At 54.7% G+C, this 24,032-nt stretch carries 22 protein-coding genes; 18 read left to right on the top strand and 4 right to left on the bottom strand.

Annotated elements, in window-relative coordinates; all coding sequences use genetic code 11:
- Positions 1–4: 4 nt before the first annotated feature.
- Positions 5–148 (bottom strand): hypothetical protein, encoded by a 144-nt coding sequence (locus JET16_RS23365; RefSeq protein ID WP_199621048.1) that lies wholly within the window; start codon positions 146–148, stop codon positions 5–7.
- Positions 149–337: 189 nt separating this feature from the next.
- Between JET16_RS23365 and JET16_RS23360 the strand changes: the two genes are divergently transcribed.
- The 4 genes from JET16_RS23360 to JET16_RS23345 all read left to right on the top strand — a co-directional run bounded on the left by JET16_RS23360 (position 338) and on the right by JET16_RS23345 (position 5,363).
- Positions 338–1,432: a quinone-dependent dihydroorotate dehydrogenase gene (locus tag JET16_RS23360; RefSeq protein WP_199621047.1), complete on the top strand. Its 1,095-nt coding sequence runs from the start codon at positions 338–340 to the stop codon at positions 1,430–1,432.
- Positions 1,433–1,489: 57 nt separating this feature from the next.
- Positions 1,490–2,296 (top strand): GTP pyrophosphokinase, encoded by an 807-nt coding sequence (locus JET16_RS23355; protein ID WP_199621046.1) that lies wholly within the window; start codon positions 1,490–1,492, stop codon positions 2,294–2,296.
- A complete protein-coding gene (locus tag JET16_RS23350; protein ID WP_199621045.1) occupies positions 2,293–2,709 on the top strand; it encodes a DUF309 domain-containing protein in 417 nt (138 codons plus the stop codon). Before JET16_RS23355 ends, JET16_RS23350 begins: the two co-directional genes overlap by 4 nt.
- A gap of 176 nt (positions 2,710–2,885) precedes the next feature.
- Complete coding sequence (locus JET16_RS23345; RefSeq protein WP_199621092.1) at positions 2,886–5,363, top strand: hypothetical protein; 2,478 nt, start codon at positions 2,886–2,888, stop codon at positions 5,361–5,363.
- Positions 5,364–5,713: 350 nt separating this feature from the next.
- On the opposite strand, the gene JET16_RS23340 is transcribed toward JET16_RS23345, so the two are convergent.
- Positions 5,714–6,196 (bottom strand): PCYCGC motif-containing (lipo)protein, encoded by a 483-nt coding sequence (locus tag JET16_RS23340; RefSeq protein WP_199621043.1) that lies wholly within the window; start codon positions 6,194–6,196, stop codon positions 5,714–5,716.
- A complete protein-coding gene (locus JET16_RS23335; RefSeq protein ID WP_199621041.1) occupies positions 6,193–6,729 on the bottom strand; it encodes a thioredoxin family protein in 537 nt (178 codons plus the stop codon). The genes JET16_RS23340 and JET16_RS23335 overlap by 4 nt, the downstream gene beginning before the upstream one ends.
- Positions 6,730–6,842: 113 nt before the next feature.
- On the opposite strand from JET16_RS23335, the gene JET16_RS23330 reads away from it, so the two are divergent.
- From JET16_RS23330 to JET16_RS23275, 12 genes are all read left to right on the top strand, one after another.
- A complete protein-coding gene (locus JET16_RS23330; protein WP_199621037.1) occupies positions 6,843–7,628 on the top strand; it encodes a pseudouridine synthase in 786 nt (261 codons plus the stop codon).
- 30 nt (positions 7,629–7,658) lie between these two features.
- Positions 7,659–8,255: an LOG family protein gene (locus JET16_RS23325; RefSeq protein ID WP_199621086.1), complete on the top strand. Its 597-nt coding sequence runs from the start codon at positions 7,659–7,661 to the stop codon at positions 8,253–8,255.
- A 176-nt stretch (positions 8,256–8,431) separates the two neighbouring features.
- A complete protein-coding gene (locus JET16_RS23320) occupies positions 8,432–9,562 on the top strand; it encodes a hypothetical protein (protein WP_199621034.1) in 1,131 nt (376 codons plus the stop codon).
- A 113-nt stretch (positions 9,563–9,675) separates the two neighbouring features.
- Positions 9,676–9,957: a YciI family protein gene (locus tag JET16_RS23315; RefSeq protein ID WP_199621031.1), complete on the top strand. Its 282-nt coding sequence runs from the start codon at positions 9,676–9,678 to the stop codon at positions 9,955–9,957.
- Between the two features lie 522 nt (positions 9,958–10,479).
- Complete coding sequence (locus tag JET16_RS23310; protein ID WP_199621028.1) at positions 10,480–11,784, top strand: ABC transporter substrate-binding protein; 1,305 nt, start codon at positions 10,480–10,482, stop codon at positions 11,782–11,784.
- Between the two features lie 86 nt (positions 11,785–11,870).
- On the top strand, positions 11,871–12,719 hold the full coding sequence (locus JET16_RS23305; protein ID WP_199621025.1) for a carbohydrate ABC transporter permease: 849 nt from the start codon (positions 11,871–11,873) through the stop codon (positions 12,717–12,719).
- 1 nt (position 12,720) lies between these two features.
- Positions 12,721–13,548, top strand: a complete 828-nt coding sequence (locus JET16_RS23300) for a carbohydrate ABC transporter permease (protein ID WP_233532126.1) — start codon at positions 12,721–12,723, stop codon at positions 13,546–13,548.
- A 37-nt stretch (positions 13,549–13,585) separates the two neighbouring features.
- Positions 13,586–15,580, top strand: a complete 1,995-nt coding sequence (locus tag JET16_RS23295; protein WP_199621022.1) for a beta-galactosidase — start codon at positions 13,586–13,588, stop codon at positions 15,578–15,580.
- A gap of 22 nt (positions 15,581–15,602) precedes the next feature.
- Positions 15,603–16,622 (top strand): LacI family DNA-binding transcriptional regulator, encoded by a 1,020-nt coding sequence (locus tag JET16_RS23290; protein WP_199621019.1) that lies wholly within the window; start codon positions 15,603–15,605, stop codon positions 16,620–16,622.
- A 1-nt stretch (position 16,623) separates the two neighbouring features.
- A complete protein-coding gene (locus JET16_RS23285) occupies positions 16,624–17,190 on the top strand; it encodes a glycerol-3-phosphate responsive antiterminator (protein WP_199621017.1) in 567 nt (188 codons plus the stop codon).
- Positions 17,191–17,223: 33 nt separating this feature from the next.
- On the top strand, positions 17,224–18,720 hold the full coding sequence (gene glpK, locus JET16_RS23280; protein ID WP_199621015.1) for a glycerol kinase GlpK: 1,497 nt from the start codon (positions 17,224–17,226) through the stop codon (positions 18,718–18,720).
- Between the two features lie 122 nt (positions 18,721–18,842).
- Positions 18,843–20,591 carry a glycerol-3-phosphate dehydrogenase/oxidase gene (locus JET16_RS23275; protein WP_199621013.1) on the top strand — a complete coding sequence of 583 codons (1,749 nt, stop codon included), beginning with the start codon at positions 18,843–18,845 and terminating at the stop codon, positions 20,589–20,591.
- Positions 20,592–20,809: 218 nt separating this feature from the next.
- Here JET16_RS23275 and ilvD read toward each other — a convergent pair whose 3' ends face one another.
- Positions 20,810–22,495, bottom strand: coding sequence for a dihydroxy-acid dehydratase (gene ilvD / locus JET16_RS23270; protein WP_199621012.1), 1,686 nt, complete (start codon positions 22,493–22,495; stop codon positions 20,810–20,812).
- Between the two features lie 235 nt (positions 22,496–22,730).
- Between ilvD and queD the strand changes: the two genes are divergently transcribed.
- Positions 22,731–23,207: a 6-carboxytetrahydropterin synthase QueD gene (gene queD / locus JET16_RS23265; RefSeq protein ID WP_199621011.1), complete on the top strand. Its 477-nt coding sequence runs from the start codon at positions 22,731–22,733 to the stop codon at positions 23,205–23,207.
- Positions 23,200–23,904, top strand: coding sequence for a 7-carboxy-7-deazaguanine synthase QueE (locus JET16_RS23260; RefSeq protein WP_199621008.1), 705 nt, complete (start codon positions 23,200–23,202; stop codon positions 23,902–23,904). Before queD ends, JET16_RS23260 begins: the two co-directional genes overlap by 8 nt.
- Positions 23,905–24,032: the final 128 nt, after the last annotated feature.

Below are 24,032 nucleotides of genomic sequence, written 5' to 3'. Positions count from 1 at the left end.
ACCCTCAATTATTCGTAAACACAATGAGTGCGCCGAGAATGACGATCAACACGCCGAGAGCGATAGCGGCGATTTGCAGCGCTTTTTTGTTGCCTTCCTTATTCTTCTGCGTTTTGCGGGCGGGGGGAGTCGTTTTCCATTTGGCCATACATATCATCTCTCCGTAAAATACAAAATAATTTCTTGGCACACTCTATTGTAAACGTTTCAATTCCTCCCTTCAACGGCTTGTTTTTTGGGGCGGCACACCATTTTGAGGGAACGCTCTTTCTTTTTCATGGAAAAACTTTTACACTTGTACTATTGACTGCTTATTGTTGAAACGGGGAAAACATTCATGCTTTACACACGAATTGCGAAGCCGCTGCTGTTCCGGATGGATCCGGAGCGCGCGCATCACCTTACGATCGGCGGCTTAAGCCGCGCCGCCCGCATACCGGGAACGCTCGCGGCGATTCGCGCGATTTGCGGAGTTCCGCCGATGCCGGAACTTGAAACCGAGCTGTGCGGGCTGCGCTTCCCGCACCCGATCGGCTTGTCGGCCGGGCTCGACAAGAACGGCGCGGCGGCGGACGGCTTCGCCGCGATCGGCTTCGGCTTCGTGGAGGTCGGCACCGTAACGCCGAAGCCGCAGCCGGGCAACGACACGCCCCGGCTGTTCCGCCTCCCGGCGGACGAAGCCCTCATCAACCGGATGGGCTTCAATAACGTGGGGGCGGAAGCGATGGCGCGCAACCTGGAGCGCTCCAGCTTGCCTGTGCCGCTGTTCGTCAACATCGGCAAAAACAAAACGACGCCCAACGAGCTGGCGCACGAGGATTATACGGCGAATCTGCGCATCCTGTACGACTGCGGCGACGCGTTCGTAGTCAACGTCAGCTCGCCGAACACGCCGGGGCTGCGGAACCTGCAGCACGGCGACGAGATGCTTAAACTGCTCGAAGCGGTGCTGCGGGAGCGCGCCGAGCTGGCCGCGCAAAAACCGCATACTCCGCTGAAGCCGGTATTCGTGAAGATTGCGCCGGACCTGACGGAGGAAGAGCTCGCAAGCACCGTCCAAGCGGTGCAGACGGCAGGCGTCGACGGCATCATCGCCACAAACACGACGCTTTCGCGCGACGGCTTGACGCATCCTAACGCGAGCGAAGCGGGAGGCCTGAGCGGCAAACCATTGAAACAACGTTCTACCGAAATTATCCGCCAAGTGTACCGCCTCACCGGCGGAACGCTCCCGATCATCGGTTCCGGGGGAATTTTTACGGCGGATGACGCATATGAAAAGATACGGGCCGGGGCATCACTGGTGCAAGTGTACACGGCGCTTATATACGAAGGTCCGGGGCTTGTACGCGCTATTGCGGAAGGCCTCCATAACCGAGTAAAAGCAGACGGATACAAGCGCCTGTCGGAAGCGGTGGGGCGCGACGCATAAGTGCTGAAACTCCCGGCCGCAGCGACACAGTTTGACGGCTATTGGAGGGTTACGGCAATGGACGGAAGAGACTGGGGCAAATTTCTGATTCCGTACGAGCAAGCGGTGGAAGAATTGAAGGTGAAATTCAAGGCGATGCGCGTGGAGATGAAGAAGCGCGAGGAATATTCGCCGATCGAGTTCGTCACCGGCCGCGTGAAGAAGGTTTCAAGCATTCTCGACAAGGCCAAAAGACTTGATGTGCCGATGGACAAAATCGAAGAAGGCATCGAAGATATCGCGGGCATACGGATCATGTGCCAATTCGTCGAAGATATCGAGCAGATGGCCGAATTTATCCGCGAGCGGAAAGACATGAAGGTTGTGTACGAGAAAGACTATATCCGCAACAACAAGCCTAGCGGATACCGCAGTTATCATATGATCTTGGAGTATCCCGTGCAGACGGCCCTCGGAATGAAAGCGATACTCGCCGAAATCCAAATCCGGACGCTCGCGATGAACTTCTGGGCGACGATCGAGCACTCGCTAAGCTATAAGTTTAAGAGCAATTTGCCGGAGCACATCCAAGACCGCCTGCAAAACGCCGCCGAAGCCGCCTTCCGCCTCGATGAGGAAATGTCGTCGATCCGAGAAGAAATCGTGGAGGCGCAGAAGCTGTTCGAGGATCAATCGGCGCTCGTGACGCAAGTGTTAAACGATATTCAAGAGATGTATTTTTATAACATGGCGAAAGAAGCCCAACAGTTCCAAGTGCGGTTTAACGAGCTGTGGGGATTGGAGGATGCAAGGCTGTTAAGAGAGCTATCCGTGGAAATTCAATCCGCCCTTGCGATCGCCAAGAAAGAGAGAGGCTCAACGTGACTAATTCCCGCTATGACCCGTTATATGTGGCATTCGTTTACTATTTTAATGTGGAAAGGGATTACTTCGAATGCCACGAGGTGATGGAGGCTTTGTGGTTGGAAGAGGGGCGCGATCCGCTCTATCAAGGCTTGCTGCAGGTGGCCGTGGGGCTGCATCATCACCGGAACGGCAACATCGACGGCGGGGTTAAGCTGCTGACGGCGGCGATCGCCAAGCTGGATAACCGGGAACCGCTCGTTCTCGGCATTAACCTCGCACAGCTGTTGGCCGACACTAAAGAGCATCTGGCGAAGCTTGAGCGGCATCATGAGAAGGCGTTTCCTTTTCGCGATTTGGACATAAGCATCGTCGATCCGGACTTGGCGCAGCTTGTCGCTTCATTCCGGCCGGACGCCGATCACGGCGAATAAATACGACTGCCCTCCCAACACATACGTTGGAGAGGGCAGTTTATTTTTTTTTTTTGAACAAATTGAGCTAATCTCGATCATTGTCCCAACCTAAATGGAAATTTTGTCCTTCATACATAATATCCCATTTTCTGAGCACGTTATTATCACCAACCACTAAAAAGGAGATAATTCCGATGTTACAGGACGCGCCATCCTTGCACCCTGGAGGAAACATACCTCAGAATTTATTTCAGATTCCGTATGCTCCTCCTGACTATCGGTTCAACGTACGTAAGGAAACGCTTTACATGAGGGACATCATCTTTAATAAAAGAGGTTTCCTCGATGGCTATGGCTATATCGTTGATTACAGGAATAAACTCCCGACATCACTTGGCGAAGCAACTTTATTTACTGCAATCGCGGCAGTGGCGTTAGCAACCGGGAACTACAGCCAAGATACCTGGGAGTCAATTAACGCAAACAAGAAACTCAAAGCATTATTATGGACTCTAAAAGAACAAAGTTGGGGAAATGAAGATGTTGGCTTTAAAAAGCATCCGATCCGCCATCCATTAAAACAGGAGTTCTCAAAAAATCATGATTTCCTACGAGTGAGCCCGCTGACGAAAGATAGCTTTGGAGCTATAGTAGCGGCATGTTATTACAGCTACATATGTCCAAATAGTGATGATGAGGTACGAACGATTGCTCGTGATTTAATTAAAAAATGGGGAGATTATTTAAACGATCCGCAATCCCAGTGGAGGACACACTATAACTACATACCAGGTGAATTTGAATTTGATACAATTGGCGGGAAAAAATACTATAAGCACATTTTTGAGGAGGACGGAGGACGGGTCATGTTTAAGGGCCCGGAGTCTTTCCAATTATTGCCTCACGAGATTATAGCTTTACAAAACGTTGCGGAAACAATGGGTATCTGGACAAATCGTTGGAACATTTGGTTACGAGGCATGCTTCCCGATCTCAAGAAGACGATTTATGATATCGCTGCTCCCTATTTTGCAGAGTTTGCAGCAAATGGTCTCGAATATGTACTGGAGAAATTAGTGTTTGAATATCCCTATAGCATTCAATTAGGTCCCGATAATTGGAAACAAGGAAAAGTGGAAGGAGTCTTTAAGGTCGGTGTGCCGGCAAATCAACGCAGAGCAGTTGTGGATAGATTCAAGATGTTGGTAATAAAGTACATCCGCCATAGTGTTTTACTTGACGATTATAGAACTTCTCAAGCGGTATACTTCTTAGAACAAATGATTGAAAAGGTTCTTGGTTCTTTTGCAATCCTGCAACGAGACAAATGGCGATCGATACTGAACCTGGCTATGAGACGCGTACTCCCTTGGTTAGACGGTTCAATTTGGGTTGAAGCCGTTACTTTCTTGGGAACTCAACAGTTGCTCAAAGCAACGGGCGAGAGTGAGATTAGTTATACAGTCTGGTCCTTTGCCGTGGAGTGCGAGACTCGGTTCGAATTAAGGCCCCTTTTGAATCCATCCGTACAAGAATTTTTTCAGTATTTGAAGTTTGTCGGGAATCCGAACGGTCTATGGGCGTGGTTATCCGATGATGTATTCACATTACGCCAACAACTCACACGATTTGAAACTCATGATACTTGGCACTGGTGGGAGTTTGCTTATGGGCCAACTAAATATAATGACTGGGTGGATAAACCGGATCGGGAATCTCCCGATGGCAGGGAATCCTCTCGCCTCGATTACTTGGTTCTGGACGGACTGGCGGAGAAAGGTTCTCCGCTAAGACCAACAACGATCATCATTCCGGATGACTGGTTGCACATGTTTATGCGATCAGCAAGAGATGCACTGCTTGAGTTTTTGAAGGGTATAAAGGATGACTTCCGTGATCTTGGCATTTATGCTAGAAAGACAGTAAACCATGCTGGGGAGACCCTGAGGGAAATATGGAACGACTCCCTCGAATATACATCTGAATTATTTCGATTCAAGCAATTAGTTAGTAAAGCCGTGTTGGATCGCGCAGGGAAATTCCTGTATAAATTCAATATACTCCCGAACGGACAAATGGTTGTTGAGCATTGGAATAAAATTGAAAAGTATTGGAAAGGTGTTTGGTCAGATGCAACCGGAACGGCCGATAAGATGATCGAGAGGTTTAAAATCTCTTTTGGAGACATAACAACTCAGGAGTTCTGGAATACGGAGTTTCAAGAATATTGGAAACGCGTTTGGTCAGACTCCAGTATGGCACGCGATAAATTAATGCAAGTAATGGAAATTGGTTGGGATCAAAAGTTATTACAAGAATATTATAATCGTGGAAATTATAAATATTGGAAAGGGGTTTGGTCCAACAAGATTGGAACGGCCGACAAAATGATTGAACGGATTAACGTTTCTCTTGACGATTTGACTTACAAAGAATGGTGGAGTCCTGCTCCTGGCATAAAGTATCATTTGAATGTCACGTCAGCCGGTAACCCGCTTAAAAATTATTTGGAGTACATTGGCGGCAAAAAAGAACTTGAGATTTGGGATGAAGCAGGGAATTGGGGGAAGTCGGTTTTCAACGCTGCCAATGAACTTATTTCGAGCGTGGGCAGCATACCGCCACTAAATGTTCCATCGTGGTGGCCTCCTAAGAAACATCTACCTTTCTAAGAGGAGCTTCTTTGCAGGTTATGATGGGAATGAACATATGAGGCATAAACCCTTAATGCAAACACACTGGTTGCATTAAGGGTCCGCCAATAACGGGCTTACAATATCGTAACCGGAGTCATGTACATAGTTGTTGCAACGGGTATAAAGGTCCCTCTCCTTATTCCAACGTTTTCGGATCAAGGCGCTGATTCCAATCTCTGCTCACTTTCCACTCGCCGTTTTGCCGGACAAAAAAGCGGCAGCAATAACTAACAAAAACGCCAAAGATAATCTCCTCAAAAAAGAAACCCCTCCTTTACTTATTATAAGGAGTGTATTGGTAATTATGGGATAATGTTGTGCAAAAATTACACACCGCCGCCGTACGTGCCGTCGATGTGGGCTTTAATTTCGTCCAGGCTCTTGCCGTCTTCGGCCATATTGACGGCGTCGCGGATTTCCATCATGCATACTCCGCACAACGCGCCATGGTCGGTCCATGTGACGCCGTCCGCATTTTTCTCCGCAATAAAGCACCGATATAAGGAATCATGCGGATCATTGTACTCCATGCAGCCGCAATAACAGTTAAGCTCCTTCAACACGTCCGCATGAGCGTCCGCCTTAGCGTACAGATCCTTCGTCGTGGGGGAGAACGATTCCAGGAAAGATGGAAGCACGTCGGCGGAAGCCGTCGTTTCGAAATTGTCCGGAATTTGCGCGTGTCCCGTATGCCCGCCGTGCCCGGCATCATTGCCGCCGCCGGTGCAGCCGCCGAGAACGAACAGGCCGATCAATACAATGCCCGCCACACTCCATAACTTACGATAATGCATCGCTTTTCGAATCATGACGTCGTTTTGTCCTTATATTTCTCAAAGAAATCTTTGAACGTCTTTTCCGTGTTGATGTCGTTCCCGTCCACAAGGCCGCCTTCGATCCGGTCCTTCTCGACGCCGTCCTCGTAGTACACAAGCGTCGGCGTATACACTATGTTATACTTGGAAAAACCGTCCTGATACACCTCGAGGTTGAATTGCGGAACGTCCACGCCGGCTTCGGCGATGATCGGGTTCAGCTTCGGCGTCGTCTCCATGCAGTACGGGCACGTCGAAGAGAAGAAGTAAACAAAGAACGAATCTTTGTTTGCGATCCGTTGATCCAGCTGCTCGGGCAAAACGATGTTCTGATAATTCGGATCGTCGAGCGTCTTCCGGGTGGCGTCGGACAATTGCGAAGCCGGCACGCCGTACACATTGTCGCTGCTGGCGACGTTCGATTGGGCGTTCACGAAGGCAAGCGCCGCCACCAATACGGCGAATACGGCTAAATAAATAACGAGTTTGCGGGTAATAATCGGTTTGGATCGGGATCTGGATTTCATAATTGCGTCTCACCTCGTATGGTTTGTCTCAAATTACTACAATTATACTATATGTTCGTTAATGGCACTATGAACGAATCGTGACAATCGGCATAAGCGAAGGAACGATCCATATGGCGAAAGGAAAACTACGGCTGGACAAAATGCTGGGCCACATAGGATACGGTACGCGGACCGAGATTAAGCAGCTCGTAAAAGCGGGACTCGTAACGGTGAACGGCAAAGTTGCGAAAGACAGCGGACTTCAAGTGGATCCGTATAACGACGAAGTGAACGTTGACGGGGAACGGGTACGCTACAGAGAATTTATTTACATATTGATGAACAAGCCTGCGGGCGTCGTCTCCGCGACGGAGGACTTGCGCGACAAGACGGTCGTCGATTTGTTGGCGGCGGAGCATGCGGCGTTCGAGCCGTTTCCGGTCGGGAGGCTCGACAAAGACACGGAGGGGCTGCTGCTGCTGACGAACGACGGCCGGCTGGCGCACCGGCTTCTGTCGCCCAAGAAGCACGTGCCGAAGACGTATTACGCGAAGGTGGCGGGACGGGTGACGGACGAGGACGGCGAGGCGTTCGCGCGCGGAGTGAGGCTGGACGACGGGTATGTAACGCTGCCGGCTGAGCTGCGCGTGCTTTCCGTCCGGCAAGCTCCGGGCTCCGAACCCGAATGGACGTCGGAAATCGAGCTCACGATTACCGAAGGCAAGTTTCATCAAGTGAAGCGTATGTTTGAATCGGTTGGAAAAAGGGTCACGTACTTAAAGAGGATATCGATGGGCAGCCTGCGGTTGGACGAGCGTCTCGCATTGGGCGAGGTGCGGGAGTTGACCGGCGAAGAATTGGAAGGCTTGCTCAATTACGGCGGCAAGGAGGCAACCGAAGGTTGTCCGCGAAGGTAATACCGAAGCAAGGAGGGGTGACGCTTGGATATGAGAAGCGTCTGTGTGTTTGCCGGTTCCAATCCCGGGAACCGGCCTGAATACGCCGAGGCGGCTGCGCGGCTCGGCGCGGAAATCGCGGCCCGCGGCCTGACGTTGGTGTACGGAGGCTCCAACATGGGGCTGATGGGCCGTGTGGCGAATGCGGCGCTGGAGAGCGGCGGACGCGCCGTAGGGGTTATGCCGCGGGAGCTGTTCCGCGGCGAAATGCGGCATGCCGGCCTCACGGAGTTTCACGAGACGGCCGACATGCGCGAGCGCAAGGCGAAGATGGCGAGCCTTGCGGATGCGTTCGTAGCCCTGCCGGGGGGCTACGGTACGTTCGAGGAGCTGTTTGAAGCGGTCTCCTGGCTCCAGCTCGGCATCCATGCGAAGCCCGTGGGCCTTGTGAATACGGCGGGGTTTTACGACCCGCTCGTTGAATTTATCCGGCGTGCGTCGGACGCCGGATTTCTCCCCGCTGCACAAACCGCACTGCTCGTCGTCGATGAGGATCCGGTACGGCTGATGGACCGGCTGGCGGCGTTCGTCCCGCCGCCGAAGACGAACAAGTGGGTGGAAATGGACGGCAATAACTTCAAAAAATGAAATGAACCGATGGGAGACAGTCATTTTTTCATAAGTAACTTCATTTCTTGAAACTAAGCCCCCTTTGTCGCATCATGCAGCGGTGAAGGGGTTTTCGAATGACCGTCCGCAAAAAAGGAAACGCTACAATATGTTACTCATGTTCAGCCAACTCAACACGTCGGAGGGTGCGAACCGTGACCAATATTGTACTGCGACCCGATCTGAAGACATCGGGAGGAGAAATTCACGACATTCTCATTAACGGGCGGTACGCCGGCAACATTACCCTTGTGTACCGCGAAGGCGATCGTGTCGGCGGCTCCGTGCAGCTCGACCGAACGTCCATCTCCGCCGGGGAGAAGAAGCAAATCGACCGCTATGTCCGCAACTACATTCAAGATGTCATAATGGCGGTACGCGCCGCCGATTGCGACGTAGTTGTAACGAACAGTCCGTACGACCATATTATTTCGACCGGCACGGACGAGCTCGGCCAAGCGAAAGTGATGGATGACGCGGACGAGACCGGTTACGCGAATGATTACGATTTCGACGACTACGACGACGATATGGACGATGCGATGTTGTTCGATTACGACGACGACGAAATCGGCGATGAAGACGCGGAGGATCTTGACCGCATCGAAATGAGACGAAATAAAATAGCTAACATGGAAGAGGACGCGCCCGATGAACGCGATGCCGCGTATTATGAGCTTGTCATTGTCGGGGAACAGCGAAACAAGGTAGAGTATCATGTATACGACCACGACATGGATTGGGTGGCGGAAGCTTTCTTCCAGCTTCGCGGAACCGAATGCTTCGGCGAAATCGACTTTAAGTTCCGCCCGAGCGACGAAGAGATTGAAGCGGTGACCGATCTGATTGTGTCCGACTTTGACGAGGAAGCCGTCGACGAGTTCCGGATCAGCGTTAAACACAAGGGCGAAGAGCTGGAACAAATCGAATTGACGCACGAAGATTTGCTCGATACGCCTGAGATCGAAATCGGCCGGGGAACGCGCGATGAAGATTTCATCGTGTCGCTTGCGCGCGACGACGGTGACATGTTGACTTATGAAATTTACGACCAAGCGCGGGGCGGCTTGCCGATCGGCACCGCGACGGTCGATATCGCCAGCCGCCAGCTGTCCGGCTTTATCGAGTTCCGGGAAGCGTGCACGGATGAAGAACGGGAAATAATCGCCACGCTGTTGATGCGGGAATTGGATAAAGAGAAGGAGTACAAGGAATTGAACTTGTCGGTGCTGCACCAGAATCGGAAAATCGACGAGCTGCATTTCGAAAGCGAGCAAGTGCATTGAAGAGAGCATCGGAAGGCTTGCCGGAGGTATAGTGAAACATGCCCCGGCAAGTCTTTTCTTTTGTCCGAAGTTAATGTATATTATCCGAAGTAAACAAGGGGAGGGACAGCCATATGGGCGATAAGAAGTATTTTGTGGTATTTTTGCCGATGCTCGATGAGCAGAAAAGCGCGGAGCACCGTGAGGCGCATCTGGACTATTTGGCGAAGCTGCGGGACGATGGGAACATTTTCTCCTATGGACGGTTTTTGGACGGTTGGGGCGGCATGGTCATCTACATCGCGGACAGTGAGGAACAAGTGAAGGATTGGGTGCTGAACGACCCATACATTGTACATAACGCGCGCCGTTACGAAATTCGCGAGTGGGGGATGATCAAGGGTAACGTGAATTAAATAAAATAATCCATCTTTAGCCCCGTTTGGCTCCCGGCCAAGGGGGTTTTTTTTCGCGTATGCAGCGGAAAAGAATTTCCGTTGGAGCGCGTACTGGACAATTTCTTCTACTGTAGCGACAAAAAACTTCCGCTACGTACAAATCAAACTCGCGATATGGTCGTTAGGAGACTCACAGCGGAAAAATATTTCCGCTCTACATGCGTAAATCTTATGATTCTGTTTCTAGAGGAAAATAATTTCCGCTATACGGCGCATAACTCAGGGGGTTTCGCCGATTAGCCGAAAGTATGTGCATTTGTCGGTGTGCCTGCAAATTAGTCAATCATAGTTGGTTAATATATCGACTAGAGTCACAAACTTTTAACGACGGTTCATGTGAAGTGTGTATTTAGTAAAATTTTACGCAAATAACGATTGATTTTTAGTAAAATTAGCGGTAAAATAAATTACGTAAACGGTAAACGCTTTCAAAAACGGTTTGTCATGAGAATTATAAATTTACGTAGGGGGAACAAACACATGTCAAAAATGACGAAGTTGTTCACATTGCTTCTTGCGCTGCTGCTCGTTCTGTCAGCATGCACGGGGGGCGGCGGCGGCAAGCCGGAGGCCGGCGGGGGAACCGGCGACGAGAAAGTGGAGCTAACCGCGTGGGCTTGGAACGTTAACGTAGGCGCATTGAACGAAGCGATGGCCATGTATCAGAAAGATCATCCGAACGTCAGCATTAAAGTCGAGGATCTCGGGCGTCTGGACGTATACGACAAACTGTCGACAGGCTTGGCTGCCGGCGGTGCCGGTCTTCCGGACATCGTGCTCGTAGAAGACGACCGCATTCAAGGTTACCTCGAAGCGTTCCCGAAAGGGTTCGTCAACTTATCCGACAAAGGCTTCGACGAGAAAGCGAACCTGTTCCCGGACTTCAAGAAACAGTTGACCTCCAAAGACGGTAAATATTACGCTTTACCGTTTGACGCGGGCCCGACGGGCATGTTCTACCGCACTGACCTGTTCCAGCAGGCAGGCGTGGACGCTTCCCAAATCGAGACGTGGGACGATTTCTTCGCCGCCGCGCAAACGATCAAGAGCAAGACGGGCGCTTATGCGATCCCGGCCGACAAATTTAAAGACGACGCCAACTTCCGCATGATGATGAACCAGCTTGGCGTGTACTATTTCGACAAAGACGGCAACATCGATTTCAACAATCCGGAAGTCGTCAAAGCGATGGCCATGCTGAAAAAATTCGGCGACGCCGATCTTGTGAAAGACGTCAACGGCTGGGACGGTATCGTGTCCGCGACGATCGACGGTTCTGTGGCGACGATTCCTTTCGGCGCATGGTATTACGGAACGATCATCGATCAGGCGAAAGACACGGACGGCAAGTGGGGCGTGTTCCAGCTGCCGGCTTTTGAGAAAGGCGGAAACCGCGCGGCGAACCTTGGCGGCAGCAGCTGGATGATTCCGGCCGATTCCAAAAACGCCGACGCAGCGTACGGTTTCATGGAATACTTTGCGACAACGGCTGACGTGCAGGTTATGGCCATGGATAAATACGGCCTGTTCCCTTCGCTCTCAAGCGCATACGAGAACGAGTTGTTTGACAGCGAAGTCGCGTTCTTCGGCGGCCAAAAAATTTGGAAGCTGTTCAGCGAAGAGATGGCGGACATCCCGACTCCGTATTACACGAAGGACTATGCTCTCGCATTGGACGAAGCGGTGAAAGCGCAGGCGGACGTCTTTAACGGCAAAGATCCGGCGGAGGCGCTTAAAGAAGCGGCCGACCGTCTGGCAGGCCGCACGCAACGCCAAGTAAATTAACGGTTGACGGAAATGTCGCGAGAGGTTTGGGCAGCGTCCCGAATCTCTCGTTCCTTTTCGACGACCGGCCCTGGGGAGGACCTGTAATGAGAACAAAGGTGCACGTGCCTTATTTGTTTTTGTCGCCGGCGATCGTCCTGTTCGCCATCTTTATGGTCTATCCGATCGTCTATTCGTTTCTGCTCAGCTTCCAAACGGGCCAGGGGAGCGAAATGACGTTCGGAGGCTTGGACAACTACCGGCGTCTGTTCGGCGATGAAATATTTTGGACCGCACTGAAAAATACGTTTGTCATCCTTATTATCCAAGTGCCGGTGATGCTGTCCCTCAGCGTCATTCTGGCGTCGTTCCTGAACTCGGTGAAGCGCGCGAAAGGCTTGTTCCGCGTATCGTTCTTCATGCCGGCCGTCACTTCGCTCGTGGCGTATTCGATCATTTTCTCGATTATGCTCATGAGTGACGGCATCATCAACCAACTGCTGATGTCTCTCGGTCTGGGCGCGGCGCCGTGGCTGTCTCACCCGGTCTGGGCCAAAGCGGCGCTTATTCTGGCGATGACCTGGCGTTGGACCGGTTACAACATGGTCATCTATTTGGCCGCGATGCAGAACATTTCCGAATCGCTTTATGAAGCGGCAAGCCTTGACGGAGCGGGCAAAATCCGGCAGTTTTTCACGGTGACGATCCCTCAGCTGAAGCCGGTTCTGCTGTTCACGGCCATCTTGTCCACCATCGGCACGCTGCAATTGTTCGACGAGCCGTACACGCTTACCAAAGGCGGTCCGAGCGATGCGACGCTCACGATCGGCATGTATTTGTACCAGACGGGCTTCCGGTACTATGATTTCGGCTACGCCTCGACGCTGGCTTATGTGATCGTGCTGCTGATCGCAATCCTGTCGTTCATACAATTCAAAGTGACGGGGGATGAATGATATGGCGCTGAAAAACCGGATCTCTTCATTGTTGTTGTATGCCGCGCTGTTCATCGGAGCTCTCGTCTCTTTATTCCCGTTCTATTGGGCGGTGATCGCTTCTACGAACGAAAGCGGCAAAGTGTTCGCCAAGCCGCCGGTGCTTTTGCCGGGAAGCAAGTTTATCGAAAATGTCGTCAACTTGAACGAGTCGATCCAAATCGGCCGCGTCATGTTCAACTCGCTGTTTGTCGTTATCGTGTTTACCGCCCTCAGTTTGACGATCTGTACAATGGCCGGCTACGCTTTTGCGAAATTCCGGTTCAAGGGCCGCGACGCGTTATTCACGACGTTTCTTTTGTCCATGATGGTGCCGTTCCATGCGCTTATCATTCCGCTGTTCAAGATGATGGCCGCGCTGGACTGGCTTAACACGTATCAGGCGCTTATTTTGCCGAACCTGGCGTATCCGTTCGCGATCTTCCTCATGCGGCAAAACATGCTTGCGGTTCCGGACGCGATCATGGAGGCGGGGCGGATCGACGGGGTCAGCGAGTGGGGATTGTTTACGCGCATCATTTTGCCGTCGATGAAACCGGCATTGGCCGCCACGGCCATCTTTCTGTTTATGTACCAATGGAACAACTTCCTGTGGCCGCTCGTCGCCGCTTCCACGAAAGACATGTACACGCTGCCGGTCGCGCTGTCAACCCTGTTCGGGTTGTCGCGGATCGACTACGGGCAAGTGATGGCCGGCGTAACGCTCGCTACGGGCCCGATTATTGTTTTCTTCCTGCTGCTGCAGCGGCATTTCATTTCGGGCATGCTCGGTACGGCGGTCAAAGAGTAGAGAGAGTTAGTCGCATCGGATAGGAGGAGAAACAGTCATGTATTTGGGCGTCGATTATTATCCGGACTATTGGCCCGAACATTTAATAGATGAAGATATGGAAGGTATCGTGGGGCTGGGCGCCAACATGGTGCGCATCGGGGAATTTGCATGGCACCGGATGGAGCCGCGCGACGGGGAGTTCGATTTTTCCTTCTTCGATTCCGTAATCGCAAAGCTGAAAAACAAAGGACTAAGCATTATGTTCGGTACGCCGACGGCCACGTTTCCGGCATGGCTCGCGAAGAAGCACCCGGCGATTTTGTCCGAGGACGAAGCGGGTAACCCCAGAGCATTCGGCGGGAGGCGGCAGTACTGCTTCAATTCCGCGGAATATCGGCGTTACAGCGCAAGAATCACGGAGAAGCTGGTGGAACATTACCGGAACGAGCCGGCGATCGTCTCGTGGCAGGTCGACAACGAATTCGGCCACGAAGGAAGCGACATGTGTTATTGCGGGCAATGTCACGCGGCGTTCCAGAGGTTCCTGAAGGACAAATACGGCTCGATAGACAAGCTGAACGATACGTACGGCACCATCTTCTGGGGCCAGACATACAACGATTTCGATGAAATTCCGGTTCCGAAGAAGACGATCACGACGCACAATCCGTCTCTCCAGCTCGATTGGGCACGCTTTCGTTCCCGGTCCGTCAACGGATTTGCCGAGGAAATGACGGGAATCGTACGGAGATGCAAGGGCGATCATCAGACAGTCATGACCAACGTGTCGGGCGGCTTCTTTGGCAAATGGTTCGACCATGCGGAGCATACGAAGCCTTTCGATTTCGTGTCTTACGATAATTATCCCGTGTGGGGCGGGCTGGCGGAACCGATTCCGCCTTACGCGATCGCAATGTCGCACGATTTCAACCGCGGCTTGAAGGGCAGGAACTACTGGATCGTAGAGGAGCTGATGGGGGCGCAGGGCCACGATGTGATCGGCTATCTTCCGCGGCCGAATCAAGCCCGGATGTGGTCGTTCCAGGCGTTCGCCCACGGCTGCACCGATATGTTGTATTTTTGCTGGCGGGCGATGACGCGCGGGGCGGAACAATTTTGTCTCGGCATTGTCGACCATGACAACGTCCGGGGGCGCAAATACGACGAGGTTCGTTCGGTGTTTTCGGAAATCGCGCCTTACGCGGAACTGCTGCAAACCGAAATCCAAAGTGATATCGCGGTACTGTACGATTACGACAACATTTGGTCGTGGCGGTTCCAGAGGCAGAGCGAAGCGTTCGATTTTACCGCGGAGCTGCTTCGGCTTTACGCGCCGTTTTACCGCCTGAACTGCCGGATCGATGTCATACCGGCGGACAGGGACTTTTCCCGGTATAAGGTTTTGCTGCTGCCGGCTTTTCAAATGATCGACGACGGGCTCGCCGAGCGGTTGAAGACATTCGCCGCCAATGGAGGGACGGTCGTATTCTCGTTCCGCGCCGGCTTGAAAGACAAGAATAACAATTTGCGTCTCGGGGCGGCGCTTCCCGGTCCCGTAGCGGATCTGTGCGGTGTCCGGATCGAAGCTTCCGAGGCTCTTCCGAAGGACAAGATGGTGCCGGTCGTGGCGGCCGCGGCGGGGAATGCAGCGGCGGAAAGCTTGCTGCCGGAACGGTCCGCCTGCGCGGTGTGGCGGGATCTGCTCATCCCCGTAACGGCGGAAACGCTGTACCGGTTCGACGATCCTTTCTTCCCCGAAGCGGCCGTTACCCGCAACCGTTACGGCGAAGGGGAAGCGTATTACATCGGGGGCGGATTGGCGGAAGAGACGCTTGACGCCATAGCCCGGACGATTGTCAATCGAAACGGCATATGTCATATTGAGAGTGAGCCGGGCGTGGAAGTTTACGTCCGGGAGGACGGAGAGGCGAGATACTGGTTCGTGCTTAACCATACGGCGGAGGAGAAGTCGTTCCGCGGGTTGACATTGAAGCCTTATGACAGCATGATCGTGCCTGCGGACGAAGAGGGTCCGGCAGGCCGGAGATGAAGTGCGGGAAGGGGGACGGATTTTGGCTACGATCAAAGAGATTGCTCAAATGGCGGGCGTGTCGTTAGCGACCGTATCCCGCGTTCTGAACTACGATCCGAGCCTGTCGGTTTCGGACGAGACGCGCAAGCGGATCTTCGAAATCGCACAGCAGCTCAATTACAAGACGCCTCGCGAGCGCAACGGGTCGGTTATGAAGGAAAGACTCCGGATCGGGCTCGTCAGTTGGTACACCGAGCAAGAGGAGCTGCTGGATCCTTATTACCTGGCGGTCCGGCTTGGCGTGGAGCGCGAATGCTTCCAGCGGCAAATCGAATGCGTGAGGCTGTTCCTGCATGATTCCGGGGAGTTGGAATGGAACGGCGAACCGTTGGATGGAATCATCGCCATCGGACGGTTTGAAAAGGAAGACATCGAGCGGTTCCCGGGCGAGATGGAACATTTGATTTTCGTCGATTCATCGCCCGACGACAACCGGTTCGATTCGGTCGTTCTCGATTTCCGGAAATCGGTAGGCGAGCTGTTAGCCTATCTGGCCGGCCTCGGACATCGTGAGATCGGCTATATCGGCAGCCGCAACTGCGTCCAGAACAGACGGGTGAAGGACGACCGGGAGATCATATTCCGGGAATGGTTGGAGCAACGCAATATGTACAATCCTTCATACGTGTATACGGGTGAGAAATTATACGCCGAGGACGGGTACCGGTTGATGAAACAAGCGCTTGCGCAGGAACGGCGTCCGACCGCCTTCTTCGTCGAGAACGATTCGATGGCCGTGGGCGTGCTCCGGGCGGTTCACGAAGCGAAGGTAAAGGTGCCGAGGGACATTTCCGTCGTCGGGTTTAACGATATCGCGATTTCCGCCTATTTGCAGCCGCCGCTCACGACGGTGAAGGTGCACATGGAGTTCATGGGGGAGACGGCGGTGGAGCTGCTCATCGAAAGACTCGCCGCCAAGCGGCAAATCGCCAAGAAAATCGTCCTGCCTACCGTGCTCACGGTTCGCGACAGCTGCGCGGCGCCGGCAGAGGATGCGTAACATGGCTCAGGATGTTCGTTACGGGCTTTTCGAAGGCCAGAAGGTGCTCCCGGCCGTCCGGCAAATCAAAGAATTGGAACGGCTGCTTACAACCCCGTTCGTCTATATCGTCTTGTTAGGCGGGCGGGTCGGCCAGCTGAAGACGATGGTGGATCTGGCGGCCGGCAGCGGCAAGAAGGTGCTCCTTCACGCCGATCTGATCGACGGGCTGAAGAACGACGAATATGCGGCCGAATTTCTGTGTCAGCATATCCGCCCCGCAGGTCTTATCTCCACCCGGACCGCCGTCATTCAGAAGACGAAGCAAAACAAGCTGCTCTCTATCCAACGGATGTTCCTTATCGATTCCGGCGCGCTGGAGACAAGCATCGGGCTGGTGGAGAAGACGGAGCCCGACTTGATCGAGGTGCTGCCGGGCATCCTTCCGCATTTGATTGCCGAGGTGCGCGAACGCACAGGCATTCCGGTCATCGCCGGAGGGCTGATCCGCACGTTCGGGGAAGTGGAAGCGGCGCTGGCGGCCGGAGCGGCGGCCATTACGACGTCGCGTGCGGATTTGTGGAGATAGTGGAGATCATCGGTCGGGAGGTACTGTGACGTCATGAAACCGTATATTCTTGCTGTGGATCAAGGCACGACAAGTACGCGGGCGATGCTGGTCGACCGGGACGGGCGTATCGTGCGCATCGCGCGGGAAGAAATTCCGCTGCATTATGAGCGGCCCGGATGGGTCGAGGTCGACGCGGAACGAATATGGGAGTCGACTGTAAATGTCATTCGCGAAGCGTTACAGCAAGCAGGGGTAAGCGCAGAGGAAGTGGCGGCGGCCGGCATTACGAACCAGCGCGAGACGACGGTCGTCTGGGACAAGGCGACCGGCAAGCCGATCCGCCGGGCGGTCGTCTGGCAGTCCCGGCAGACCGCCTCATTGTGCGCGGAGCTGAAGGAGGCGGGGCATGAGCCGTTATTCCGAAGCAAAACGGGACTTCTTCTCGATCCGTATTTTTCGGGCACGAAAATCGCATGGCTGCTGCGCGAGACGGAAGGGGCGAAAGAACGCGCCGAGCGGGGAGAGCTTCTGTTCGGGACGATCGATACGTGGCTCGTCTGGAAGCTTACCGGAGGACGCGTTCATGTGACCGATCCTTCCAACGCCTCCCGGACGCTTCTGTACGATATTCACCGGTGCCGGTGGGACGCCGAATTGCTGAGCATTCTTGACATTCCGCGCGCGATGCTGCCGGAAGCGAGATCGTCTTCGGAAGTGTATGGCTGTACGGAGCCTTCGCTGTTCGGGGCGGCATGGCCGATCGCTTCCGTCATCGGCGACCAACAGGCGGCGCTGTTCGGGCAGGGCTGCCATCAGCCGGGAAGCGCGAAAAATACGTACGGCACCGGCTGCTTCATGCTGATGAATACGGGAAGCGAGGCGAAAGCGTCCAAACACGGCCTGCTGACGACGGTGGCTTGGCAGTTGGGCGGAGTAACGGAGTACGCCCTTGAGGGAAGCGTGTTTGTGGCGGGCTCGGCGGTTCAATGGCTGCGCGACGAGCTGGGCTTGATCGATTCCGCGTACGAAAGCGAAGCGCTCGCATCGGAGGTCGAATCGACCGGCGGCGTTTACTTGGTGCCGGCGTTCGTCGGCCTGGGGACGCCGTACTGGGATTCGGACGTTCGCGGCGCCGTCTTCGGGCTGACGCGCGGAACGACGAAGGCGCATCTTGTCCGGGCAACGCTGGAGTCGCTCGCGTATCAGACGAAGGACGTACTGGACGCGATGCAAGAGGACGCCGGCATGAAGCTGCGGACGCTGCGAGTGGACGGCGGAGCCGTCGCCAACGACCTGCTCATGCAGTTCCAGAGCGATATGCTCGGCGTGACGGTCGAGCGGCCGTCCGTGAACGAATCGACCGCACTCGGGGCAGCTTACTTGGCAGGTCTGGCCGTCGGATTCTGGAGCGGCCGGGAGCAAATCCGCAACCTGCGGGAGACGGAGCGGCGTTTCGAGCCGCAGATGGCGGAGCGCAGGCGCGACGAGCTATACGAAGGGTGGCGGCGCGCGGTGCAGTCGGCTATGGCGTTCAAGCGCATCGTATGATAGAATAAACCTAAGTTAATATCGGTTTGAGAATCGGAGAAACCACGACAACAACTTCCGCAACCCCGCAAGGGTACCGGAAGCGGCTGATCGTGGTTTTTATTTTCGAGGAGGAGCTGTTTATGAATCATTCCTTTTCCGCTCTGCATAGAAATGCCGCGTTGGCTTCGATGTCGGGCGAACCTGTCGACCTTATGATTATCGGCGGAGGCATTACCGGGGCGGGAATCGCGCTGGACGCGGCATCCCGCGGATGGAGGACGGCGCTGGTCGAGCTGCAGGATTTCGCGGCGGGCACCTCGAGCCGTTCAACAAAGCTCGTCCACGGCGGCCTGCGGTACTTGAAGCAGTTCGAAGTCGGCGTTGTCGCGGAAGTCGGGCAAGAGAGGGCGATCGTCTATGAGAACGGACCGCATGTAACCACGCCCGAATGGATGCTTCTGCCCATGTATGAAGGAGGCACGTTCGGGCCGTTGATGACTTCGGTCGGTTTGCGCGTTTACGATTTCTTGGCAAAGGTGAAAAAGAGCGAACGGCGCAAAATGCTCGACGTGAAGGAAACGCTGGCCAAGGAACCGCTGCTGAAGCGGGAGGGGCTGAAGGGAAGCGGGTATTACGTCGAGTACCGCACCGATGACGCCCGGCTTACCGTAGAAGTATTGAAAAAGGCGGCGGAATACGGGGCAATGGCGGTCAATTATGCGGGTGTGGAGTCATTTATATATGAGGGGGGACGGTTGGTTGGAGCGGTTATCCGCGACGCGATCGGCGGAGTCGGCTATGAAGTCCGCGCCCGCCATATCGTTAACGCGACAGGCCCGTGGGTCGATACGCTAAGGGAGATGGACCGCTCGAAGCAGGGAAAGACGCTGCGGCTTACTAAAGGCGTTCATCTCGTGTTCGATCAGCAGCGTTTCCCGCTGCGGCAAGCGGTATATTTCGATACGCCGGACGGCCGGATGGTGTTCGCCATTCCGCGGGACGGAAAAACGTACGTCGGCACGACGGATACCGATTACGCCGGCGATACCGCACACCCGACAATGACGAAGGAAGACCGCCGTTATTTGCTTGACGCGGCTAACTCTATGTTCCCCTCGTTGAAGCTTGCGAAAGGCGATGTCGAATCAAGCTGGGCCGGCCTCAGACCGCTGATCCGGCAAGAGGGCAAAGATCCGTCGGAAGTATCCCGCAAGGATGAAATTTTTGTTTCTCCATCGGGTCTTATTTCTATTGCGGGCGGCAAACTGACCGGCTTCCGGAAGATGGCCGAGACGGTCGTCAACCGGGTGGACGAAATGAGGATGAAAGACGGTCTTCAACCGGCGGCCCCGTGCCGTACCCGGGCGATGCCGATATCCGGCGGCGACGTCGGAGGTTCGGAACGCTTCGAATCATACGTCCGGCAGCAGACTCCGCTGGGTGTCGCGAGCGGACTGACCCAGGATGAAGCGTCCCGGATCGCTCGCAGGTACGGGTCGAACGCCGGCAAGCTCTATCGGCTTGCGGCCGGGCACCCGGCGTTCGCCGACAGGCACGGATTGCCTCTCGGCTTGGCTGCCGAGCTGCTGTATGCCATCGAAGAGGAAATGGCGGTGAAACCCGAGGATTTCTGGATCCGCCGGACCGGGCGGCTATTCTTCGACAGGCCCGGGGTTATCAGATGGAAGGACGCCGTGTCGAACGCGATGGCGGAGAAGCTCGGCTGGAGCGAAGAACAGCGTTTCTTGTACGATGAGGACATGCACCGGTACTTGGAAGAGGCGGTGAATCCGGACTTCGGGGCTGGTCCCGCGACCGGTTCCGCGTCCGCCCCCGTGTCCGGCTCCGCCGCCGGCAGGGAAATAAAGGAAGTACAGGGCCTAATGTAATCGAAATGCATCATCCGGGAAAAAATAAAGGAACCCTAGGGTCTTATTAGCTCGAAAACCGGTTGTTTCCCGACTGAATCGAGTGAATAGAGCCCTCAGGTTCCTTTATTTTATGTGACCATAGCCAAAATACCCGTTTAAGGGACCGTACTTCCCTTATTTTTCGACGGTCCGCACCGGCCAACCAGACCGCTTACGCCAGCCGGCCTGCAAGCCGATTAGATCTTCATCACGCCGCCGGTGGATGCGGAGGTGACCAGCTTCGAGTAACGCGCCAGGTAGCCTGTGCGCACCTTCGGCTCGAAGCCTTTCCACTCGGCGCGTCGCGCCGCAAGCTCCTCGTCGCTCACTTTCAATTCGATGCGGCGGTTGTTCAAGTCCAGCTCGATGATATCGCCGTCGTGAACGAACGCGATCGGTCCGCCTTCGGCCGCCTCCGGGGAGATGTGGCCGATCGAGATGCCGCGCGACGCTCCGGAGAAGCGGCCGTCCGTAATAAGGCCGACCTTCGCGCCGAGGCCCATGCCGACGATTTGCGACGTCGGCGCAAGCATCTCGGGCATGCCGGGTCCGCCCTTCGGCCCTTCGTACCGGATGACGACCACATGCCCCTCTTTCACTTTGCCGTTCGCGATGCCGGCGAGCGCCTCTTCCTGCGAATCGAAGCAGATCGCAGGTCCGCTGTGGTAACCGCCGACGGACTTGTCGACGGCGCCGACCTTAACGATCGCTCCGTCCGGAGCGAGGTTGCCGAACAACACCGCAAGTCCGCCCTTCTCGCTGTGCGGGTTGTCGATCGGCCGGATAACGTCGAAATTGGCGATCGGCGAATCCTTCACATTGTCGCGGATCGTGCCGCCCGTCACCGTAATGCGGTCCGCGTGGATCGCTCCTTCTTTCTTGAGAAGCTCGTTCAACACCGCGCTTACGCCGCCCGCGTTGTGCACGTCTTCGATGTGCCAGTCGGACGCAGGCGCAATCTTCGCGAGATGCGGCACGCGCGCAGCCACTTCGTTGATTCGTCCGATCGGATAGTCGATGCCCGCCTCGTGCGCAAGCGCCAACGTATGAAGCACCGTATTCGTCGACCCGCCCATCGCCATGTCCAGCGCAAACGCGTTGTCGATCGCTTCGATCGTCACGATGTCGCGCGGCTTCAGATCCATCTGGATAAGATTCATGAGCTGGCGCGCCGATTGCTTGACGAACTCGCGGCGCTCGGGAGCAACCGCAAGGATCGTGCCGTTGCCCGGCATCGCAAGTCCGAGCGCTTCCGCCAAGCAGTTCATCGAGTTGGCGGTGAACATGCCGGAGCACGATCCGCACGTCGGACAACCGAACTGCTCAAGCTCTTGCAAGCCTTTCTCGTCGATCTTGCCCGCCTGGTACGCTCCTACTCCCTCGAATACCGAAGACAGCGAAATCGAACGGCCGTCGCTCGTCTTTCCCGCTTTCATAGGTCCGCCGCTGACGAACACGGTCGGAATGTTCACGCGAAGCGCGCCCATCATCATGCCCGGCGTAATTTTGTCGCAGTTCGGTATGCAGACCATGCCGTCGAACCAGTGCGCCGAAACGACGGTCTCAAGCGAATCGGCGATAATTTCGCGCGACGGCAGCGAATAACGCATCCCGATGTGTCCCATTGCAATACCGTCGTCAACGCCGATCGTATTGAATTCGAACGGCACGCCCCCCGCTTCGCGAATCGCTTCCTTCACGAGCATCCCGAACTCTTGCAAGTGCACGTGACCCGGCACAATGTCGATGTATGAGTTGCACACCGCTATAAACGGTTTGTCAAAATCTTCTTCCTTCACTCCTGCCGCGCGCAGCAAGCTTCGATGCGGCGCCCGGTCGAACCCGCGCTTGATCATGTCTGAACGCATTTTCCGATTTGCCATCCGGATCTCTCCCCCGTATCCTTTTCTCAAATAAAGTGTTTCTATGAGTTTATCACATGTATGTCCGTTTCGGCATCTTTCTCAAGCAAAAAACCGTCCGGAACACCGCAAAAATGTTGGAAGGAAGCATTCCGCGTGCATTGTAGATATAATTTCCGGCATGCTATAATAGAATGTATTTTTGATAACATAAAGGACGTTCTTACAAACAAGTAATTTGACTGAAGGTGATCTTATGAGCTACGACATTCCGCGGAAAGTGCAGCAGCTGGGGATCGACATCCGGCCGGAGCAGCTCAAATACCATAATAAACGAGTGCGCCTCTCCAAGCGGTTTTCGTTCGACAGTGCGCATCATTTGTTTTGCTATGAAGGCAAGTGCAAAAGCTTGCACGGCCACACGTACCATCTTGAAGTAACGATGATCGGGCGAACCGACGATCGCGGCATCGCGATCGATTTCGCCGACATGAAGCGGATTGCGAAGGACCGCGTCATCGACGTGCTCGATCACCGGTATATCAACGAAGTGCTCCCGCCGATGAATACGACTGCCGAAAATATGGTCGTCTGGATGTTCGAGGAAATCCGGGGTGCGCTGTCGGCCGAAGGCTGGTCCCCGCGCGTGGAGTTGGAGAAAATCAGGCTGTGGGAGACGCCGACAAGCTTTGCCGAAGTGACGAAGGATATGATGGAGGAGCAAGATGAGTAAGCGGGAGGAGGCAAAAGGTTCCGCGCGACGCATCCCGATGGTGGAGATATTCGAAACGGTGGAGGGAGAAGGAACCCGCGCAGGCTTCCCTACCGTCTTCGTGCGGTTGTTCGGCTGCAATCTCCGGTGTACTTGGTGCGATACGAAGTACTCTTATCCGCCCGCCGAAGCGGAATATACGATGACGATCCCCGAGATCGTCGCCGAGGTTGCGCGGTACCGGTCGCGCAATCTATGCTTCACGGGAGGGGAACCGCTGCTATATGGCGAAACGTCCGCATCGCTGCTCCGCGCGTTGGCCGCAATGGAACAGCTGACGGACATCCACGTCGAGACGAACGGCGCGATCGACCTTGCACCGTTCTTGTCCGGCGTCGATTCCCCGAAAGTGCGGTACGTATGCGATTGGAAGCTGTCCGACTCTGGCGAGTCGCAGCGGATGATCGCCGGCAACCTCGCGCTGCTTCGGGAATGCGACGAGCTGAAGTTCGTCATCGGCAGCGAGCGTGACTTCGAAGAAGCTGTTCGCGTGCTCGAACGGTATCCGACGAAGGCTTTGCCGCTCTTCAGCCCGGTATGGGAGACGATGCCGCCGCGGCGGCTGGTCGAGCTGATGCTTGCGCGCGGCTTGTCCGGCGTGAAGCTGAACATGCAGCTGCACAAAATCATTTGGGATCCCGCGACGCGAGGCGTGTAATAGAGGAATAGGGACCCGCGATGCCGGGTGTGTAGCAGAGGAATAGGGACCCGCGATGCCGGGTGTGTAGTAGAGGAATAGGATCCCGTGACGCGGGGCGGTTTAAGAGAGAGATGGTTCCCCGCAAG

Origin of the sequence: Paenibacillus alkalitolerans (assembly GCF_016482785.1) — a bacterium.
Lineage (GTDB): Bacteria > Bacillota > Bacilli > Paenibacillales > YIM-B00363 > Paenibacillus_AE > Paenibacillus_AE alkalitolerans.
Note: the sequence above shows the minus strand (reverse complement) of the source record. Positions and strands in the feature narration are given on the sequence as shown.

Coding starts and splice junctions, on each gene's coding strand:
- ilvD (WP_199621012.1), bottom strand. CDS start 22,495: ATGGCAAATCGGAAAATGCGTTCAGACATGATCAAGCGCGGGTTCGAC.
- JET16_RS23315 (WP_199621031.1), top strand. CDS start 9,676: ATGGGCGATAAGAAGTATTTTGTGGTATTTTTGCCGATGCTCGATGAG.
- JET16_RS23355 (WP_199621046.1), top strand. CDS start 1,490: ATGGACGGAAGAGACTGGGGCAAATTTCTGATTCCGTACGAGCAAGCG.
- JET16_RS23335 (WP_199621041.1), bottom strand. CDS start 6,729: ATGAAATCCAGATCCCGATCCAAACCGATTATTACCCGCAAACTCGTT.
- JET16_RS23340 (WP_199621043.1), bottom strand. CDS start 6,196: ATGATTCGAAAAGCGATGCATTATCGTAAGTTATGGAGTGTGGCGGGC.
- JET16_RS23330 (WP_199621037.1), top strand. CDS start 6,843: ATGGCGAAAGGAAAACTACGGCTGGACAAAATGCTGGGCCACATAGGA.
- JET16_RS23300 (WP_233532126.1), top strand. CDS start 12,721: ATGGCGCTGAAAAACCGGATCTCTTCATTGTTGTTGTATGCCGCGCTG.
- JET16_RS23360 (WP_199621047.1), top strand. CDS start 338: ATGCTTTACACACGAATTGCGAAGCCGCTGCTGTTCCGGATGGATCCG.
- JET16_RS23310 (WP_199621028.1), top strand. CDS start 10,480: ATGTCAAAAATGACGAAGTTGTTCACATTGCTTCTTGCGCTGCTGCTC.
- queD (WP_199621011.1), top strand. CDS start 22,731: ATGAGCTACGACATTCCGCGGAAAGTGCAGCAGCTGGGGATCGACATC.
- JET16_RS23295 (WP_199621022.1), top strand. CDS start 13,586: ATGTATTTGGGCGTCGATTATTATCCGGACTATTGGCCCGAACATTTA.
- JET16_RS23275 (WP_199621013.1), top strand. CDS start 18,843: ATGAATCATTCCTTTTCCGCTCTGCATAGAAATGCCGCGTTGGCTTCG.
- JET16_RS23260 (WP_199621008.1), top strand. CDS start 23,200: ATGAGTAAGCGGGAGGAGGCAAAAGGTTCCGCGCGACGCATCCCGATG.
- JET16_RS23325 (WP_199621086.1), top strand. CDS start 7,659: ATGAGAAGCGTCTGTGTGTTTGCCGGTTCCAATCCCGGGAACCGGCCT.
- JET16_RS23285 (WP_199621017.1), top strand. CDS start 16,624: ATGGCTCAGGATGTTCGTTACGGGCTTTTCGAAGGCCAGAAGGTGCTC.
- JET16_RS23365 (WP_199621048.1), bottom strand. CDS start 148: ATGGCCAAATGGAAAACGACTCCCCCCGCCCGCAAAACGCAGAAGAAT.
- glpK (WP_199621015.1), top strand. CDS start 17,224: ATGAAACCGTATATTCTTGCTGTGGATCAAGGCACGACAAGTACGCGG.
- JET16_RS23305 (WP_199621025.1), top strand. CDS start 11,871: ATGAGAACAAAGGTGCACGTGCCTTATTTGTTTTTGTCGCCGGCGATC.
- JET16_RS23345 (WP_199621092.1), top strand. CDS start 2,886: ATGTTACAGGACGCGCCATCCTTGCACCCTGGAGGAAACATACCTCAG.